The following is an 18638-nucleotide window of genomic DNA, read 5'->3' on the forward strand; positions in this document are numbered from 1 at the left end:
TTATAGTATATTTACTATCATGAATCATTAATATATTATGTGTCCTGGGTCGTCTTATTGTTTTCTGTATCCTGCTTATCTGGAATGGGTGTATTCAGGCTATCCTGACCAGTGGGGTTCGTATCACTGGCAGATGAAGTCGGGCTGGAGGGGGACGCAAAAAGTTCATCGACAATTTCCTTTTCGAGTTCCGCATTCATGCCATCCATGTTGTCAAAATGACCGACAATGCTTGTCGTGTTGCCTTCCGGGGTGAAGTTATAGGGCTGGGAGGGGACTGCGGTCGGGGTGGATGTGTCCAGCGTTGGCAGGGCATCCGTCGGCAGGATATTTTCCTGTCCGGAAAAGCTGGATGAGAGCGTGAAGCTGGTCTGTGCCCCTGCATCCGTCTGAATCGTGGTTTCCTGTATGTTGATGGACAGGGAGGACGAACCCCACATTTCCTCCTCATTCGTCCGTTCTTCGGTCTGCTGCAGATAGAGAAGGGATCTTTCCATCGGGATCGAAACCGGCTGGTTGTCATCATATGTCAGGTTTCGTTTGCTTATGTCCTGCAGCCCGGCATTGATGGTCTGCATGAACGGCGTGTTTTCGGTTTCCTGGTCAAAAGCCGTTTCAATGCCATTGGCCGCGTTGCCGCCATGGGCCTCGATTTCCGAGCGCATTTCGTCACTGGTCACGTATGCGGCCCACTTCTGCACATCGGACGTGGAAGAATTGGTGATGATCTGCGCGAGGGTATCGTAGACCTTCTGTATCGTGCTGGTGGAACCACCTATCTGCGTGCTCTGTGTGTTCAGGTAGGTTGCCGCCTCGCCGGACAGGGAGACCGCGTCCGGGTCCGAACCCTCGGTTGTGCCGGAACTTTCGGATGCATCACTGACAACCGCGCTGCCATGCTGGAGGGGATCCTGGTCTTTCTCATCAGTGGATGGAACCGCTCCCTGAAACCATGAAGCCGACCATGAAAGATTGGTTGTCGTTACAGTTGTCACAATTCCCCCCGGTTTTCACGCTGGTAGAAAGACAGACTTAATAGAATAATCAAAGAATATGGAAATGGTAAGGAGAAAGTTAATCTCCCATTTTTTATTCATCATGAGAAAAAGAACGTGATGAATGCCCGGTAGGCAACTGGCGTAGGGGGATGTATTTGCTGCCAACACGGTTTTTTCGCATGAACATTCCATCATGACATAACCGCGCCCGGACCTTTAGGAAGATTGTCATGCCGCGTAACGCCGCCGCCCGGTAGATGCGGCGTGGGAACTGTAGGCGTCAAGAGGAATTTTGCATTGCTACATCGACATGCTGGTCATAATCCCTTATCAGTCGGCGTGATAAGGCCACTTGACCACAACGGATACTTTTAGCATTCTGTTGTAAATTCATAAAACATAACCAGATGAAATTAACCAGAATATTTCCGGTCAGACTTTAATAGATATGCATATGTAATACTAATTGATGTCATGAAATATGCCATATTATGAAAGTAATTTATTATAACATAATGCAATAAGATATTATTTAATATTACCCGTTTCGAATATAATGATTGAATGGAATATATATTAATGCCTCATTCACATATTACAGAATCCGAATTTTCTTCCATTGGGTGGGGCATTGTTGGAACGGGAACGATTGCTGCCCGGTTTGCGGAAGATATAAAATATGTCGCGGGGGCACGCCTCGCGGGTGTTTCATCACGTTCCCTGGACCGGGCCACAATGTTTTGCGCGCAGCATGGTGGCATTGCATATGAGAACTACACAGCATTACTGGATGATAAAAATATTGATGCGGTTTATATTGCATCTCCAAATACATCCCATTTCTCCATCGCCTGGGAAGCTATTGCCGCCAACAAGAGCGTTCTTGTCGAAAAGCCCCTTGTGACGACAGCAGAAGAAGCTGAGCGGCTGCGCGCATTTGCTGCTGAGCGGAAAGTCTTCCTGATGGAAGGTGTATGGACGCGTTTTCTGCCTGCAATTGAATTTGTCAAGGGTGCCATTCGTTCTGGCGCTATTGGTGAATTGCGCTCTATAAGGGGTGAACTTGCCTTTCGGCATGCTTACGACCCGGATAACCGCTTTTTTGATCCAGCCCAGGGGGGAGGAAGCCTGCTTGATCTGGGGCTCTATCTTGTTTCCCTGTCGATATTTCTTTTGGGATGCCCTGATACAGTAACTGGAAAATGGCACCCCGCACCGACAGGCGTGGATATGATGGCCGATATCGAACTGTCTTTCGGGGGTGTTCCTGCTTTCTTGCAATGTGGCTTCGATAGAACAGGAGGGAACTGGTTCAGGATCAAGGGAAGCCGTGGCTCCCTGTTCCTGCCATCTCCCTTTATCGGCGCGCGTTGTGTCTTCGAAGCAGGGCCCGTTATGGCCAGGATCATTGGTATATTATGCAGAAACTCTGTAACTGCACGTATTTTCAGCAAACTGACGCGAAAGATTCCAATTCCGGGTGTAAAGCGGCATTTCTTTGATTTTCAGGGGTATGGGCTTCAGTTCGAGATCGGGGCTGCGACAAAGGCAATAAAGGAAGGTCGCATAGAGGCACCTTTCGCACCATTGTCGGAAAGCATTGAAACAATACATATTCTTGAAAAAATACGCAGTTTTCCATCAAGCTGATAGAGAATAACATTACGTTAGATAAATATTAATCTAATTTTCAGAATCTGTTTTGGGTTTTCCATCAGGTGGCACGTCTTCCATAAGAGAATAAGGCCGCCCACTCGCGCTTATCCCATAACTATCTATAAAATCAGGATTAAAATTTTCCAGCACTTCGTATTGCGGGCGGCCATGATTATCCACTCCGTCCATATAGGTCATATGTCCGATCTCGGTGGCAAATTCCTGATAGGTCTGGCCGCTCTCCGGCCTTATCCCATAAATAACCGTTTCATGACCAAAGCGGGAAATATCCATATGCGCGCCACTTCCCGGGTCATCGCATGTCTGGAAACGGGCAGGGCCCAGGCAACGTGCCGAACATACCAATGGGAACACCATGAAAATTCCGGTTACCCATAGCATAAAGCAGCTTTTCATGGGGTTCAGCATCCTGAGCAATCCTTGAGGGGTTTCAGGCACATTTTACAGATATTTTTTCAGGATATTCCATTGGGGGGCGGCTTTCCCGTTGTCGATCTCCAATCCATACGGATAAGCGGGACCAAGATCCTTGCCCGTTCCCCAATAATAAAATGGAATGTTCTGATCATAGCAAAAGCGCATGGTTGTTTCCAGTGCCGTTAACCAGCCCGTGTCATCCTGTGCGCCCGGACGGTCTTGCCGTCCCGCTCCACATTCACCAATGTTTCCCTTCAGTTTATGGGTGCGCAGCCATTTCAGAAAGGGTGTAAGGCGTTTTATGCCAATATTCGTGGTTAATGCGCCGCCAGAAACCTGATCCCCTATTGCAATCTCTTCATCCCAGTAATAATGGGTGCCCGAATTGTCGCGGTCCAGATAGCCGTGAGCCGAGAATACCAGCCGTCCGAGCGGGTCCTGTAACAGATGGAGCGTTGGGTTATTGACCGGCCATGATGCCGCGCTGGAATGTCCGTATCCTTCCACCCAGACAGGTCTTCTCTCTCCCGTCTGCCTGATTGCAATAATGGCAGCCTGAGCCGCGTCCTGCCATGCAAGACCCTGCTGCGCTATGGAAGCGCCGGGAAGGTTGGACGGCTCCCCCATAAGATCCCAACCTGCGATGTTGGAAAGACCGCCAAAAGATTGGATAAATCTCTTCCAGAAATCAGCGAACAGGTCAGCTTTCAGGTTTCCATCACCGAAACAGAGATCCTGCCCCATCTGTTGATAATGACCATAATTATGGCACGGTTCGCAGATTACATTGATTTTCAACGTTTTACACTGCTCGATAATGGAGCGGTAAATGTGGCAGTAATCCGTGTCCAGGTCCGCGCCCAGCCTTGGTTGGAAATGCTCCCACAATCCCGGAAGGCGGATATGCCTGACACCTTGGCTGGCATAGTAATGAAGCATTTCCGATGTTGGAATTCCCGGCGGCGTATCTTCCAGACCTGAACAGTTGATCCCGCAGGTGAAGCCGGTATTATTTTTTCCGTGGCTCCAGGCAGTATGGCTCCCCAGCAGAGTTGCCAATGTAGTCCCTGTAAAGCCTGATAACATCTGCCGGCGCGTGAAACCCATTTTATCTTTCTTCCATCATGGACGTTTTTTACCGTCTACCAGACGGTTCCATAATAGATAGATAAACTTCAATCGACATTTCTGCTTCTGAGTGTCCTTCTTTTCACTTATTTTTCATATTCCATGCCGGACAGAACATGAAGTAGCCGGTTTTTTAGCATTTTGTCTGCCATTCGCAGTTTCCTGCCGTGTCACAGATATGTTTGGGTACACAGGATTCGTTGCCTGGGGGGGGATAGATAGCCGCAGGCTGTGTCCCTAAATCAAGGGGGGCGGCAGGAGGCAGTTCCATGGGCTCCGGGGGCACGACATCATAATTATGATCGCACTGGGGCGTATGTCGGCAGGGCCCGCTTGTACAATCCCATACCCATTGGCATTTCTGCTCGTCAGCATGGAGGGGGAAGCTCCATAACAGCGTGCCCAAGCTGAGCATTCCGGCGCATATCCGGAGTTTTCTGCCAAAAATACGGTTCACCAGCCGTTATCTCTTTTCAGGTTCCAGCCTGCGCGAAACAGGGGATTTTCTTCATTTCTGCCCCATTATGGATGCTTTTCCACCAGGTCGCCATGGGGGTGGGTTCATTATGATCTGCCCGTTGCGGATTTTCCCTATCGCGGATCACGGGCATAATGCACCATATGCCATATCTTTTCACAGCTATGATGACCCATGCGCTTTCTTACGTCTTTCATTGAACAGGCCATGGGCGCCCTGCTTACTTTTGCGGTCAACATATGGATGGCGCGGGACGGCCACCCCGCAGCCTATGGGGTGTATGTATTCTGGCTGACCATTGCCTGGATGGCGGGTACCGCGCAGTCAACGCTTGTCACTTCTCATCTTATGAGCCTGCCCCATGTTGATCCGGAACAGCGCAAAAAGCCCGAACAGTTTTTTCTGACCATACAGGTCATGTTCATCATCGGGCTGACCTGTCTGACAGAACTTCTGTCCCGGGGTATGGCGCATGCGGGCAATATCTTCAGTGCCGAGGGAGCCGTGCTGTTCGTCCCCGGCTTCCTGCTGTTCCAGTATGCCCGGGCCCTTGCCTTTTCGCGCCAGCGAACCGTGGCGGCGGCCAGCCTGACGGGATGCGCCCTCTTTCTTTCCCTTATGATGATCGGAATCTATCATGTCACCGGCCATCTGCCTTCCGCCAATGACGGGTTACTCATTTCCGGTCTGGCCTATGGAGGAAGCGCCCTGGCTTTTGTGATAGGCCTCATGAAGCAATACTGCCTGCCCCTGAAATGGCGGGAGATGAAGCCCTATATGCATTATCTGCACAGTTCCGGATGGATATTGCTCGGCGCGGCCTCGTCCGAACTGACCAACCGCCTGTTCAGCTTCGCCACTGCGTGGCATTACGGCGCCAATGGTCTGGCCATACTGAGCGCCACACAGATCGCCCTGCGTCCCGCGTGATGATCAGCGCCGCATGGGCCTCGACCGCCCAGCCACGCATTGCCCATATGTGGGCGGAAAACCGTTACCGTCAGTTCTGGAAATTTCTTGCTGTCGGGACGCTGATCCCCGTGGTCGGGAGCTTTGTCTGGAGCCTTCTGGTCTTCATGAACTGGGATTTCTTAAGACGGCTTTTGTATCATGGAAATTACGCCAACACCGCCGATCTTATCCTGTTATGGGGCGGCAATGTCATTCTTGGGAGTATCCTGAGCGGGGGAAGCTGCGCGCTGCTGGCCACCAGACGTTTCCGGACCCTTGCATATACAGACATCCTGAGTGCCTGCGCTACCTGCGTCGCCATGGCGGGTGTCATCCTGTTCCTGCCCTATCCATTTGTAATTGCTGGAACAATGGTGGGGCAGGCCATGCAGGTTATCGCGCTGGCCATGGTTTTTTATGGTATGTTCCGGGCTACATCCCGGGCACACCCCGCATCTGCCACACCATGATATGAAAAAATGTCAGGGCCTGATTATCATGGTCATCCGCCTGGCCGGGGCGTCAGTTCCTGTGTCATATGACTGACTGTCGCCCATGTGCAAAATCACTCAGGCCGCTTTTCAGGGCGGGCAGTCAGATTTGCGGTCCAGCCCCGCTCTTGCGTGCTTCCGGGATGAAATCCAGAGATCCGACGCCAAACTTGCCCAACGCCTTGCAGACTTGCAGGTAATCCCCTGGCCGTTTACGGAATAACCACATCCCCCCATATACGAGCAGTTGGGCAAGGGCGATCGCGTAGACCCCCAGACGGGTCGTCAGGGGATGAGGACTGATGGCCAGACGCACCATGCCGAATGCCGTGAGCTGCGCTGGACGCGTTGGCACATATAGGCAAATGTCATGCGTCCCGCCTCGTTAAACTCCCATACCCGCGCATTGGCGCACCACACAAACCGACGTTTTTCATGCGCAAGGGTAAGCAGAAGAAGGGTATCCTCACCGCCACAGCGGCCCAGTTTTTCATCAAAGGGCGTTTTTTCCGCCAGGCAGGTGGCGCGGCGCATCATCGAATTGCCGGTTCCCAGACCGCGCGGCTGAGGCGGAAACCAGCGGAGCGGATAAATCTCCGCATCCTGCTTCATGTGGAAATCAGTTGTATAAAAACGACCATCCGCATCCCAGTCAGGTGCGGATCCCCCCGCGAAAACAGGATATTTGGGCCCGAAACTGGCATCCGCGCCTGTCCTGTCCAGACAGGTGAAATGGGCCGTCATCCAGCCGGGTTCCGGCGCTTCATCATCATCCACGAATGCAATGAAGGCACCTTTCGCCGCGGCCACGCCACAGTTGCGGGCATGGGCGATATTGCGTACACCTGCGGGGACATGACGCAGGGGAACGGGACTTTGTGGCTGCAGGCGGGCCACAACGTCCCGCGCCATCCGGTCCGGATGATTATCCGCCACCACAATTTCCCATATCAGCCCGTCAGGCACGCCGGTCTGGCCCATGCAGGCGCTCAGGGTCCGCTCCAGCAGGTCCATGCGATCATAACATGGAATGACAATGCTCACCGTTACCGGGCATTCCCGCGTAGCAACCGCTGAGGAATTATGCACAAATGCCGTCCTTGTTCTGGCTGTATAACCGGCTGGCAGTAGAGCATATTTTTTCAGGCCGTTACAGTAGGGGCAGGCAGGATGGCTGAGCAGGCTGATTCTATTCTGGGGAAAAACATCCAGCAGACCGACTGGGTCAGTCGTCTTTCCACCATCCTGCTATGCGCCATGATGCTCTTTTCGATCGTGAGCGTTCCGGACTTCAATCGCACCGCCTCGGTCGCAGCCAGCACGGACCATGTCAACCCGATCAACCGGTTTGTCTGGCTGGGGCTGCTGAGCATGGCGCTCCCCCTTATCCGGGCGCGATGGGCGCAGATTTTGCGCCTGATAAAGGCATCATGGCTGCTGATCGGGCTTTTTCTCTATTTTACATGCAGCACGGTGTGGGCGCTTGACCCGGCCATATCCACCCGCCGCATCATGTTCGCATGGATCGAGATCATCCTTGCGGTCACACTCACATGCACCATGAAAGACCGGAAATATCTTCTGAAATTCATTTTCATTTCCTGTCTGGTAGCCGCCGTGGCGGATCTGATCGTATGGATCCTCATGCCGGGCTACGCCATGACCAGCGAAGGGTTGGCAGGCATACAGAGCCAGAAGAACCAGACCGGCCTGATCATGATGTATGGTCTTCTGGCGGGCGCGCCTCTTCTGCTCTATCGCCCGCCCAAACGGGAACGCTACCGGATCCTGGCCGGGATGGGGCTGTTGTTCCTGCTGCTTCTGGCCAGCCGGTCCAAGACCTGTCTGGGCATCATCATGGTCATGCCCGTTCTGGTCGTGCTGTTTTTCAAGCTTACGCACAGCCGCATGTCATTATCCGTGGCCATTGTCACGTCCATTTCCGCCATCTTCATCTGTATCGTCTTTGGGTATTTCATATGGTGCGAGATTACGAACGTATCTCCCTTTGCCCTTTTTCAGGATATGACCTTTACCAGCCGGACCGATCTTTGGTCCTTCATGTTTCAGGAAATCCAGAAACGCCCGTGGTTCGGGGCCGGGTTCTATTCATTCTGGTCCATTGACCCCTCGGTCCAGCCCAGCCTCAAGACATCCATGTGGTTCGGCAGTGAGGCGCATATCAACGAAGCCCATGACGGATATCTCGATCTGCTGGCCACCGGGGGGGCAGTCGGATTTATCTGGGGTCTGTCGGTTATCATCCGCACATTCACACTGGCGCTTGAGGCACTGGGCCGGGCCGGCCGGCCCGACCCGGCCCGGCCGACCGTCCTGAGCTATCCTCTGGCCTGCTTCCATGTGTCTTTTCTGTGCGCCCTGTGCATTCACAATTTTACGGAATCAAACCTGTTCTGTAATAACGGCATGCTGGCCGTTGCCCTCTATTTTACGATTTTCGATCTGGAAGATTGGGAAGAAAACGACGACCAGCCCCTATCGCAAAGCGGGCTGGCATAGGCAGGGCCGATCATTCAGGCCTGTCGCGAAAGGGCATGCCCCAGTCTGGTCGGGTTGGGCGTTTTCCCAGCACCCAGCGGTAAATCTCCATGATCTGATCCGCCTTGCGGGACCAGGTGAAAAAGGTATTCGCCCGTGTCCGGCCATTGCGTGACAGAGGCTCAAGCTGATCAGGTTGCGCCACGATGCGCCCCAGAATTTCCCGAAGCGCATGAACAAACGCGGGACGGGCGGCAAGGGGCACCAGAAAGGCACAGTTGGGAGAGGCCAGCTCCGCCGGGCCGCCATAATCCGCAATGACCGGAACCACCCCCATGGCCATGGCCTCCAGCACCACCGCCCCGCCGAATTCCCGGATGGAGGGAAAGGTCAGGATATCAGCCTGGCCAAGATGCTCCGCTATCTGGTGATGGCTCAACGCTCCCGTGAAATGTACCTTTCCCTCAATACCGAATTGACTGATCTGCGCGCGCAGCCGGGCTTCTTCCGGACCGATCCCGATAATCGTCAAGGTCATCCGCCCCGCCTGTAGAAAGGGAGCCGCTGCCTCGATGAGCATGTCACATCCCTTGTAGGGCACCAGCCGGCCAATATAGATGGCATGGATCGGCCTGTTGGCATAATCCCGCGCCATATGCGCCACAGGGAAGCGGCGGGGATCAAAACCGTTTTCGGGGATGTAGAAGGTCTTCTGCCGCCATTTTGCAGGGATTTCCCGCCAGGCGCTGATCCCGCCCGCGATAATGGCCGCCGCGGCGTTGCGGGTGGATCTGTATCCCGGCACGAACCTGAACAGGAACCGGAACCGGGACAGCCACTCCCCTTCCTGCTTCTGTAAATCAGGAAACTGGGGGGGCCACGGCAGCCCCCCGTTGATGGGCCCCAGAACGAAAGGCACCCCGGACCCCTGGCACCATGAGGCAAACGGGCTGGGCACGGCGGGGCTGACCGGCGTGACCCGGTGTACCAGGTCAAACTGCTGCCCTTTCAGCGCCTTGCGGAAGCGCTGCCAGGCAAACCATTCAAACAACAGATAGGATGGGATGGTCAGCGCCGTCAGGACGGCCCAGCCCTTGTTGGGTCCGCTGATCCGGTTGACCAGGCGTACCATCGGTTCAAAAATGAACTCGGTATCAATGGCCGTGTAATCACGCCCTTCCTTCAGGCCCGCCCGATCAAGGGCCGGTCTGTTGCGCTGGCGTGTCACCAGATGCACATCGGCCAGACGGGCAACGGCTTCGTAATGTGACCATCCCACAAGGGGAACGCTGTACCATTCCGGATTGCAGGATTCCGCCAGCATCAGAACGCGCGGGCGGAAATATTTTCCTGTCGTGCCCGGGGAAGATTTTTCTGCGACAGGCTCCATGCTTCCCCTAGTAGAACATTCCGGTTCCGACATTGTAGTTCAGTGTCCGGTTGAAGGGGATGGCCTTGTCGATATACTGCTCGATAAAGAGATCGAACGAACCGGCTTCCGTCTTGGGAATATAGACGACATCCCCCGGCCGCAGGGCGACATTATCGCGACTATCCGCCGTGTTGAGATAACGCCGCAGGTTGACGACCCGCATCATCGGGCGGCCATCGGCCCGGCGGCGGATGAGAATGGTTTCGCTCATTTCAGCGGCGTCAATCGCGCCACCTGCCGTAATGACAGCCTGCATGGCGTTGGTTGGTCCCACCATGGGGTAGATACCCTGTTTCTTGACTTCACCACCCACAAAAACCTGGGCCGCGTCATAGGCATGGATCAACACATCGGGCGAGGGTTCCCGCAGATAGGCCGTATACCGTTCGGTCAGTATCTTTCGCAGATCCTCCACGGTAATGCCGGCCGCCTGCACCGTTCCCACCAGTGGCGCGGACAGGCTGCCATCCGGCGCTATGGGGATATTGGTTTCATTCAGTTCCGGGTTGAGAATGAAACGTAATCCTATGCTATCCCCCGGTGCGAGATGATAGGGTACGACATCATCCGACCACGGCACGAAGTTCTTGGCCCCATGCGGTCGGGGATCCAGATGCTGCACGCAACCACCCAGAAGCACCACGCTTGCGAAGAGCAGGAACCAGGGAAAGAAGCGCATAGATTCCAGACAGTTCGGATTGCAAGATTCACTTTTAGGTTCTAGTAAACTTTTTCGAAGTCCCATGCAACAGGGGGTCTGGTCTGATAGAACCGGATACACACCGCCAGACGGTAACATATTGCAAAGGTCGGTCATGCTACATTTTCTGGTTTCCGTAACATTAACAGATGCCTAAAATATAAAACCGCAATATGTTCTGCAAAATGACTGTTACTGGCGCCCTGAATGACTGAAAAAACCAAGCCATTTCTGATCGCCAGGTCCGCTTCATATCACAAATGGAGCATCAGGGACATACTGACGTCATTTTTCTACTATCAGAATGTTATAACCATAGCTTTTGTCATTCCTTGCGTGCTTGGCTTCCTTGCCAGCCTTACGGCGCGCCCCAGCTTTACCGCGCATGCGCGGCTTTTGGTTCTTTACGGGAATGAATATGTCTTCCACCCCACGGACCAGCAGAGCGGCAGCAGCATCGTGCTGGACCGCGACCAGATCATGCAGGGGGAGCTGGGGATTCTGAACAGCCCCACGCTGGCCCAGGAAGTCGTCAACGACGTGGGGCGGCAGACCCTCTATCCGGGGATGAACAGCTTCAACGCGGAAACGCGCCAGAACGCCGTAACGCGGTTCAGCCGGGATCTGCGCATTACCATAGTTCCCCAGTCCAACCTGATCGAACTGTCACTGCGCAATCTCAACCGTAATGTCGCCCGGCGCGCACTGGAAGTTTTTGTTCAGGATTACGTTCGCTACCGGACCGAGGTTTTCAACCGCCGGACCACGGATGCCCCAAGCACCCTGCATCAGCAGATGGTCACCGCGTTTCATGATGCGGAAAATCATCTTGTCACCTTCGAGCTGGAGCACAACATCAGTGACCTGCCGCAGCAATATTCCCTTCTGCTGCGGCGGGTCAGTGACCTGGAAGATGAAAAAACGGGCATTTTAAGCGAAATTAATAATCTGGATGCGCAGATCGATACGATAGAACATGCCCTGGCGGTGCTGCCGAAGGTCGTCGAACTCTACGCCGACACTGACGAGAGCGACCGCGCGAAGCTGCTGACCAACCGGTTGGGTCAGCTCATGATCCAGAAGGCGGATGTAGGGGGACGCTATAAGGATAATTTTCCTATTCTTCAGGATATAAATAAGCAGATCACCGATATTGAAAAAAACCTGCACCAGATCCCGGGGCGGGAAAAGCAGACGACCCGGCAGGGTATCAATTCCGTTTACAATGAGCTGTACCAGCAGAATGTCCTGCTACATTCCCGGGCAGTCGGCCTTCGCGCCAAACAGACCACCATTGCCGAGGCCGCCGAAAAACTGCATGCCCGCCTTCATGAACTGGTTTCCCTGTCGGCCCAGTATCGCGCCCTTCAGACCGAGCGGGATGTGATGGGCGCCAGCTATCAGGCCATTACCCAGAATGCCGAGGAAGCCCGGCTGACAACGGTCGCCAACCAGCAGGCCAGCGCCAATATCCGCGTTGTCCAGCCCCCTGAAACGCCCCTGCATGGCACGAGCCTGCGTCTTCCCCTGCTGGCTCTGGGGATCTTCGCGGGGGGCATTGTGGGGGCGGCCGTTCTGGCCCTGTGTGTAACCACCCAGAAAATATTCATAACCGTCCGGGACGTGGAAAGCATGCTGGGCCTGCCTGTTCTGGCGGCCGTCACTGACAGAAATCCGCCACCGCCACGCCAAAATTCCTTCCTGTTCTGGAAAAGAAAACCCTGATGGCCACTGCCCTGACGCCAGCGACCATAGCCAGCCAGCTCCATAGCCGCTTTCTCAGTGAGCAGGATGCGACCCGGCTGTTCTATCTGCTTCCCCACCAGCAGCAGAAAGCCTTTGCCATACAGTTCCTCGCACCCGACCCCGGTGCGGGCACGTCCAGCATCACGCGGGATTTCGCCGTGGTCGCCAGCAGCAGGCTGGGGCTGAACATATTGCTGATTTCCATTAGTGAGGCGACGGGCAAGGCCGCGCCTGTCATACACCACCGTTATGCCCTGCCCCTGCAGGCCGTGACCGATATGGATCTGACCTTCAACGGCAATCTTTCAGCATTCAAGGTGCAGCAGACGCCCCTTTCCATCGTGATTCCCAACGAACATGTCGGTAGTCGGCTTCATCAGAGAGACTGGATCAACTATGTCACCAGTCAGGAGAACAATTTCGATCTGATCCTCATAGATTCCCCGGCGGCAAGCGCATCGCACATGGGGGCCGGCCTTTCTGCCAATGTGGATGCAAATATTATTGTTCTCGAAGCTGAAAAAACCGATTACAACAAGACAAAATACCTAATAAACTGCATTGAAGAAGTTAAAGGTTACATACTTGGAACGATATTGAACAAGAGACATTTCTACATACCAAGCTCGATTTACAAAAAGATCTGATTGTTCATATTGATTCGGGGGCAAACGTGAGATTTATTACGGATTTTGGAGATGAGGCGACCATAATTCCGCTGTTTGTGGTCACTATTGTCCTGTTCATAGCCATGGGCTGGAAGCGCAATGCGGCCATCTGGGGCATTGGCATATTTCTTACCTTCGGCTGCATCGTACTGAGTAAAATGCTGGGCCTGCTCTGGGCCCAGTTTTACGGCTATGATGGCCATCCATTCAGCGCCAGCGGTCATGTCGCCGCCAGTTCAGCCGTTTATGGCAGCCTGATCAACATGATCGTTCAGCCCCGTTTCCATTCCTGGCTGATGGCGATGCTTCCTCCCGCCCTGATTGCCGGGCTGATTGGCTATACACGCATCATGCTGCATGCCCATACGCCGCTGGAAGTTGTGGTCGGGGCCGGGATCGGTACGACAGCGGCCACGTTGATCACCCGTGTCCTTCCGCCCGTCCCGACCGCTCTTGTTCACTGGTTCGCTTTCGCCCTTGTGCCTGTCATTCTGTTTTTCCATGGATATGTCATGGAAGCAGAACCGGTTCTGAAACAGACATTCTATACATCCTATTATTTTCTTAACCAGAATATTGGTTGGTAGATAAATGTTTTTCAAAAATTTAATGTATTTTACATAATAATATAATTTACGACGAGAAAAACGGATTTATATATCATATATATTGTGTGTTTCCATTTTTATGGCATTTAATTCCATTTTGTTGCAGAGGCGGAAGTTCGGTATCGTCTATGAAAAAATCTTCAACTGACCGCTCTCTCCCGCCCGAAATTTTTGGCCTGCGTTTTTCTTCCCTTTCAGAAAGTGAAGTCGCCACGTTGGTCGGTACGACCATCCGCTCGGAGCAGGAAGGGGTGGGGCTGATCATTACCCCGAATATCCAGCATATCAGCCTGATGCAGCATAACCGGATGTTCGCGCAGGCCTGCCGGCACGCCGCCATTCTGACATGCGACGGCTTTCCCCTGCTTTATTATGCAAGAATGCGTGGCCAGCAGGTTGCCGGGCGGGTGACGGGGCGGGGCATTGTCGCGGATCTCATGGCGCGGCCTGATCTTCTGGCGCGACATCGCATCTTCATGGTGCTTGATAGTGAGCGGACCGTTGCCGCGGCACGGGAATGGGCAAACCGGCATGGACTTCAGGACAAAATTGTCTATGCCGTTCCCCCCCACGGGTTTGAAAATGACCCGGCCTATACCTCCCGACTGGCCGCCAGCATCCGTCATCACCAAATCACACTCCTTTTCATGGGGGTCGGAGCCCCCCGGAGCGAGATTTTTGTGGATCAGCACAGGGACATTCTGCCCCCCTGCTGGGCCCTATGCATTGGTCAGGCGCTTCTGGTCGCGCTGGGTCTTACACCCCAGCCACCCCGCCTCGTACAAAAGCTTAATGTGGAGTGGTTGTGGCGCATTGCTCTTGAACCCAGGCGACTTCTGACCAGATATATTCAATCAGCCTGGGGTTTCCTGTTTGCGGTTTTCAAGGATATGGGACAACGTGGCTGAAATGTCTTTGGCTCATTCCCCCAATCCGTCAGGTAAGGAGACCGGCATTCCGATCTGGCAGAAAATGGATGCAAATCCCCCGTTCATGCCAGAAAACATGCCATTTCCTTCACATTTCCAGGGAAAGAAAGTGCTTCTGAAGGACCTGTTCAGAACAGGTCTGCCCTACATGCGCCAGCGCGTTCTCGTACTGGGGGGGGGACTGGAGGGCGAACGGATAGTTACAAAACTTCTGGAAGAACCTGATCATTGTGAAGTCATCGGCATATTTGATGACCGCACAACACGCTTGCAGGATTTCCATCATAGTGTGCCTATTCTAGGTAATATTGATGACATGGTTGCCTTCTGTCGCAAGGACCTGCCGGATATCATTATTATCTCCACCGCCGATGCCGGGCGTGAAAGATTACGCGAACTCATTCGCAAGATTATCGTGCTGCCCGTTAATATTTATCTGGCCATGGATCACCAGAAGATGGATGGGCTGGAAAACGTGGACCCGCATGATCCGGATATCATCCTTTTTCCCATCAGCAAGGTTCCCCTGGCGGGCAGTCATCTGGTTATGAAATGGCTGGAAGATAAGATACTGGCCTTGTTTTTTATAATCATTCTTTCACCATTAATGGTTGTTATAGCGGCACTTATAAAAATAGACAGCCGTGGCGATGTATTGTTCATACAGGACCGTTATGGGTTCAATAATAAAATTATAAAGGTATTTAAATTCAGGACCATGCATATTGCCCAGGCCGACCCTACGGGCGCGCGGCGAACGGTAAGAAATGATCCTCGTGTTACCAGAATAGGCCGTTATCTGCGCAATTTCAGTCTGGATGAACTGCCGCAGTTTTTTAATGTGCTCCTGGGCAGCATGTCCATTGTCGGTCCGCGCGCTCATGCCACAGCCATGCAGGTCAATAATGAACCCTATGAAAAAGTCATAGACTGTTACTCTGCAAGACACATGGTCAAACCCGGAATAACCGGACTGGCACAGGTTATGGGCTGTAGGGGAGAAATAAAAACAAAATATATGGCGCAGAAACGGTTGGACTATGATCTATATTATATAAAGCATTGGTCTTTGTGGATGGATCTGAAAATCATTATCAAAAGTATACACATTATTTTATTTAAAAGAGAAAATACATTTTAGAATATATTTTTACTTTAAATTATTTCTATATACTAATACCAAAGGGTGTGGCCGTTGACTCGTGTGTGAAGTGACGAGCGGCGTCGGTTCTGATTCTCTTGAATTGGGGAGGATCTGGCGGATGACGAGGGCGGTGAAGCTACGGGATGACTATTCGGCCTCTGACCTGAGGCGACTTGCGGCGCGCAGCCGGCAGGCGAATGTCGCACGCCGGCTTCTGGCCCTGGCGGCGATCCGTGACGGGGGCAGCCGGACGGATGCGGCTCGCATAGGTGGCATGGACCGCCAGACATTGCGAGACTGGGTTCATCGCTTCAATGCCGAAGGACCCGATGGCCTGCGCGATCATCAGCACGCGGGGCCAGCTTGCCGATTGAACGGGGCACAGCAGGCCGAGTTGAAGGCCCTGGTCGAGGCGGGGCCCGATCGGCAGCGTGACGGTGTGGTGCGCTGGCGCCGGATTGATCTGCAACGCGTGATCAAGGAACGCTTCGGCGTCGTCTACCACGAACGGCATGTTTCCACTTTGCTGAAACGTCTTGGTTTTTTCCATGTCAGCGCCCGGCCGCGTCATCCGGGGCAGGATCCTGGCGTCATGGAAGCGTTCAAAAAAACTTCCCCCGCATCCTGAGTGCCCATATCGGCCATCTGCCGAAGGGAAAGCCGATCGAGATCTGGTTTCAGGACGAAGCCCGCATCGGCCAGAAGAACGGCATCGTTTGGCAATGGGCCCGGCGCGGCACGCGACCACGCCAGCCGGCTGACCAGCGCTACGAGAATGCTTGGCTGTTCGGGGCGATCTGCCCGGCGCGCGGCAAGGCTGCCGGCCTGGTGCTACCGTTCGTCGGCACTGCCAGCATGCAACTCCATATCGAGGAGATCTCACGCTGCGTCGCCCGCGGCGCCCATGCCGTCGTGCTGCTCGATCGCGCAGGATGGCATACCACCAGTAAACTGAAGCGACCCCGCAATGTCAGCCTGATCTTCCTGCCGTCCCGTGCTCCCGAACTGAACCCCGTCGAGAATATCTGGCAGTTCCTGCGCGCCAACTGGCTGTCCAATACCGTCTTCGACGACATCGACCATATCATCGACGCAGCCTGCTGCGCATGGAACAACCTTGCCGCACTCCCGCATACCATCCGCTCCACTGGGCTCAGGAAATGGGCTCACACAGGTCAAAGGCTATAACCGTTGGTATAAGAGACCGTTTGGAAAATCGGCGAGATATGATTCAAGCTTTGGATGTGGACGCCAGAGCAAAGGGGCCAGATGGCCAGGATCACCCGCAAGACGAAACGCTATCCGTCTGACATGACGGACGAGGAATGGGAGCGGATCGCGCCTTTGATGCCGCACCCCAGACGGCGTGGAGGGCCGCGCGAAATTGAATTCCGTGAGGTGATCAACGCGGTGCGCTATCTGGTGCGTTCAGGCTGTGGCTGGCGGATGCTGCCGATCCACTTCGGGCACTGGCGGACTGTTTACGGCTGGTTTCGCGAATTGGCCCGACGCTTCCTGTTCCAGACCATCCATGACGTGGAACTGATGATGGATCGGGCTCAGGCAGGCCGCGACACCAGCCCTACGGCAGCGGTGATCGACAGCCAGAGCATCAAGCGCTTCATGCGAAAACAAGAGGTTACGACGCCGGCAAGAAGGTCGTCGGCCGCAAGCAAGCGCCACATTGCCGTCGATACGGACGGACGCTTGTTGATGATTAATCTTACCTCTGCCGATATCTCGGACAGTGCAGGTGCCCAGATGATCCTGGATGCCATCCGCAACGCTCGCCATGGGTGAAGCACTTGTTCGCCGATGCGCCTAGCCTAGCCGGCAATTCAGAAATCTCTCAGATCTAATTCATCATATGCGATAATTGTATCTACGTTCGGATGCCTAAAAATTTAGATCTCCAAATGACGGCATTGTAGGAAGAGTGGCAGCTCGGCTTTCAGTTTACAAAGACGAAAAGCGGACCAATCATTGATTACTGGACTGAAAGCGTCCCCTGATATCTCTCTTTACGGGTGCTCTCCCTTGTCGGACAGAACCTTATCATCCGCGATGAGATTGCACGCGGCCACCGGGCGGCGATGATTTGCATCTCCGTTGATACAAAACTCAAACGTATCATGGCGCACCTGTAGCCCTGCTTTCGTATTCAGAAAAAAGGGTGCAGATTTTTCGGCGCAATGGCCGGGGCTGACCCCTGACGCAGTTTAATTCCCCCACACGCGATAACTGTGATTATCACGTGTACAAGTCTCTGTTGCCATGTCTGTCACGAGACCTGAACCACCATTTATGCACGCTGAATCGTATTTCGGATACTTATGCGCAAGCAGACTACATACCTTACACATATATCAGGTATTTGGATGTGCGCATCCGTCTGGGACGGTTTCCGGAAGTTCCAGACCTAATCTGGATTTAAGATCGGCAGTTGCAAAGCCTGCGCATCGTCTCTCACCAATCTGCAGTAACGGTCGACGGATCAGCAGAGGTTGCTCCAGCATAAGGGATAGAGCCGCCTCAGCGGTCAATGTTTCAGGCTGTACCGTTCCGGATTTAATGGAGGGTGCGGAGCGGTTAAACCAATCCTTTACCGGCATACTACCAAAGAAAAGACGTAAATCTGCGGTGGTCCAAGGTTCGGTCAATAAATTGCGGGCAATGACCGTATACCCAGCGGCGCGTAAAGCTGCTTTCTGTCGTGCATTGCCGCCACAACCGGGTTTTTCAAAAAAAATTATTTCCATATGAGTCTCCTTC

General features: G+C 53.6%; 18 protein-coding genes. 11 read left to right on the top strand and 7 right to left on the bottom strand.

What is annotated here, in order from left to right; genetic code table 11:
• Positions 1-35: 35 nt before the first annotated feature.
• Positions 36-995 (bottom strand): hypothetical protein, encoded by a 960-nt coding sequence (locus JCM25156_RS00120; RefSeq protein WP_025811419.1) that lies wholly within the window; start codon positions 993-995, stop codon positions 36-38.
• Between the two features lie 567 nt (positions 996-1562).
• Here JCM25156_RS00120 and JCM25156_RS27295 point away from each other — a divergent pair.
• Positions 1563-2648 carry a Gfo/Idh/MocA family protein gene (locus JCM25156_RS27295; RefSeq protein ID WP_084296365.1) on the top strand — a complete coding sequence of 362 codons (1086 nt, stop codon included), beginning with the start codon at positions 1563-1565 and terminating at the stop codon, positions 2646-2648.
• A 33-nt stretch (positions 2649-2681) separates the two neighbouring features.
• Here JCM25156_RS27295 and JCM25156_RS00130 read toward each other — a convergent pair whose 3' ends face one another.
• Positions 2682-3071: a hypothetical protein gene (locus tag JCM25156_RS00130; RefSeq protein WP_206777838.1), complete on the bottom strand. Its 390-nt coding sequence runs from the start codon at positions 3069-3071 to the stop codon at positions 2682-2684.
• Between the two features lie 45 nt (positions 3072-3116).
• Positions 3117-4199, bottom strand: coding sequence for a glycoside hydrolase family 5 protein (locus JCM25156_RS00135; protein WP_084296366.1), 1083 nt, complete (start codon positions 4197-4199; stop codon positions 3117-3119).
• A 706-nt stretch (positions 4200-4905) separates the two neighbouring features.
• Here JCM25156_RS00135 and JCM25156_RS00140 point away from each other — a divergent pair.
• Positions 4906-5628 (top strand): hypothetical protein, encoded by a 723-nt coding sequence (locus tag JCM25156_RS00140; protein ID WP_206777839.1) that lies wholly within the window; start codon positions 4906-4908, stop codon positions 5626-5628.
• Positions 5625-6119 carry a polysaccharide biosynthesis protein gene (locus JCM25156_RS00145; RefSeq protein ID WP_148299241.1) on the top strand — a complete coding sequence of 165 codons (495 nt, stop codon included), beginning with the start codon at positions 5625-5627 and terminating at the stop codon, positions 6117-6119. The genes JCM25156_RS00140 and JCM25156_RS00145 overlap by 4 nt, the downstream gene beginning before the upstream one ends.
• A gap of 306 nt (positions 6120-6425) precedes the next feature.
• On the opposite strand, the gene JCM25156_RS00155 is transcribed toward JCM25156_RS00145, so the two are convergent.
• On the bottom strand, positions 6426-7184 hold the full coding sequence (locus JCM25156_RS00155; RefSeq protein ID WP_025811430.1) for a glycosyltransferase family A protein: 759 nt from the start codon (positions 7182-7184) through the stop codon (positions 6426-6428).
• A gap of 126 nt (positions 7185-7310) precedes the next feature.
• Here JCM25156_RS00155 and JCM25156_RS00160 point away from each other — a divergent pair, with 126 nt between their 5' ends.
• Positions 7311-8660: an O-antigen ligase family protein gene (locus JCM25156_RS00160; RefSeq protein WP_025811431.1), complete on the top strand. Its 1350-nt coding sequence runs from the start codon at positions 7311-7313 to the stop codon at positions 8658-8660.
• A gap of 10 nt (positions 8661-8670) precedes the next feature.
• On the opposite strand, the gene JCM25156_RS00165 is transcribed toward JCM25156_RS00160, so the two are convergent.
• Both JCM25156_RS00165 and JCM25156_RS00170 read right to left on the bottom strand, forming a co-directional pair.
• Positions 8671-9963, bottom strand: a complete 1293-nt coding sequence (locus JCM25156_RS00165) for a glycosyltransferase (protein WP_034957825.1) — start codon at positions 9961-9963, stop codon at positions 8671-8673.
• A 73-nt stretch (positions 9964-10036) separates the two neighbouring features.
• Positions 10037-10750: a polysaccharide biosynthesis/export family protein gene (locus JCM25156_RS00170; RefSeq protein ID WP_025811435.1), complete on the bottom strand. Its 714-nt coding sequence runs from the start codon at positions 10748-10750 to the stop codon at positions 10037-10039.
• Positions 10751-11107: 357 nt separating this feature from the next.
• Here JCM25156_RS00170 and JCM25156_RS00175 point away from each other — a divergent pair, with 357 nt between their 5' ends.
• The 7 genes from JCM25156_RS00175 (at position 11108) to JCM25156_RS20255 (ending at position 17666) form a co-directional block, all read left to right on the top strand.
• Positions 11108-12496 (top strand): GumC family protein, encoded by a 1389-nt coding sequence (locus JCM25156_RS00175; protein ID WP_159104936.1) that lies wholly within the window; start codon positions 11108-11110, stop codon positions 12494-12496.
• Positions 12496-13164: a P-loop NTPase family protein gene (locus tag JCM25156_RS00180; protein WP_025811439.1), complete on the top strand. Its 669-nt coding sequence runs from the start codon at positions 12496-12498 to the stop codon at positions 13162-13164. The genes JCM25156_RS00175 and JCM25156_RS00180 overlap by 1 nt, the downstream gene beginning before the upstream one ends.
• 26 nt (positions 13165-13190) lie before the next feature.
• On the top strand, positions 13191-13772 hold the full coding sequence (locus tag JCM25156_RS00185; RefSeq protein ID WP_025811441.1) for a phosphatase PAP2 family protein: 582 nt from the start codon (positions 13191-13193) through the stop codon (positions 13770-13772).
• 236 nt (positions 13773-14008) lie between these two features.
• Positions 14009-14701 carry a WecB/TagA/CpsF family glycosyltransferase gene (locus tag JCM25156_RS00190; RefSeq protein ID WP_159104937.1) on the top strand — a complete coding sequence of 231 codons (693 nt, stop codon included), beginning with the start codon at positions 14009-14011 and terminating at the stop codon, positions 14699-14701.
• A gap of 1 nt (position 14702) precedes the next feature.
• Positions 14703-15863: a sugar transferase gene (locus tag JCM25156_RS00195; RefSeq protein WP_084296369.1), complete on the top strand. Its 1161-nt coding sequence runs from the start codon at positions 14703-14705 to the stop codon at positions 15861-15863.
• Positions 15864-15984: 121 nt separating this feature from the next.
• A protein-coding gene (locus JCM25156_RS27300) for an IS630 family transposase (RefSeq protein ID WP_148299244.1) occupies positions 15985-17054 on the top strand; the annotation gives its coding sequence in 2 pieces (ribosomal slippage) (positions 15985-16471 and positions 16471-17054; 1071 coding nt in all).
• An 81-nt stretch (positions 17055-17135) separates the two neighbouring features.
• Positions 17136-17666 (top strand): IS5 family transposase, encoded by a 531-nt coding sequence (locus JCM25156_RS20255; RefSeq protein WP_242402333.1) that lies wholly within the window; start codon positions 17136-17138, stop codon positions 17664-17666.
• A 566-nt stretch (positions 17667-18232) separates the two neighbouring features.
• Here the strand turns inward: JCM25156_RS20255 and JCM25156_RS27305 are convergent.
• Positions 18233-18625: an ArsC/Spx/MgsR family protein gene (locus tag JCM25156_RS27305; protein WP_084296370.1), complete on the bottom strand. Its 393-nt coding sequence runs from the start codon at positions 18623-18625 to the stop codon at positions 18233-18235.
• Positions 18626-18638 lie beyond the last annotated feature (13 nt).

This window comes from Komagataeibacter kakiaceti JCM 25156 (assembly GCF_000613305.1).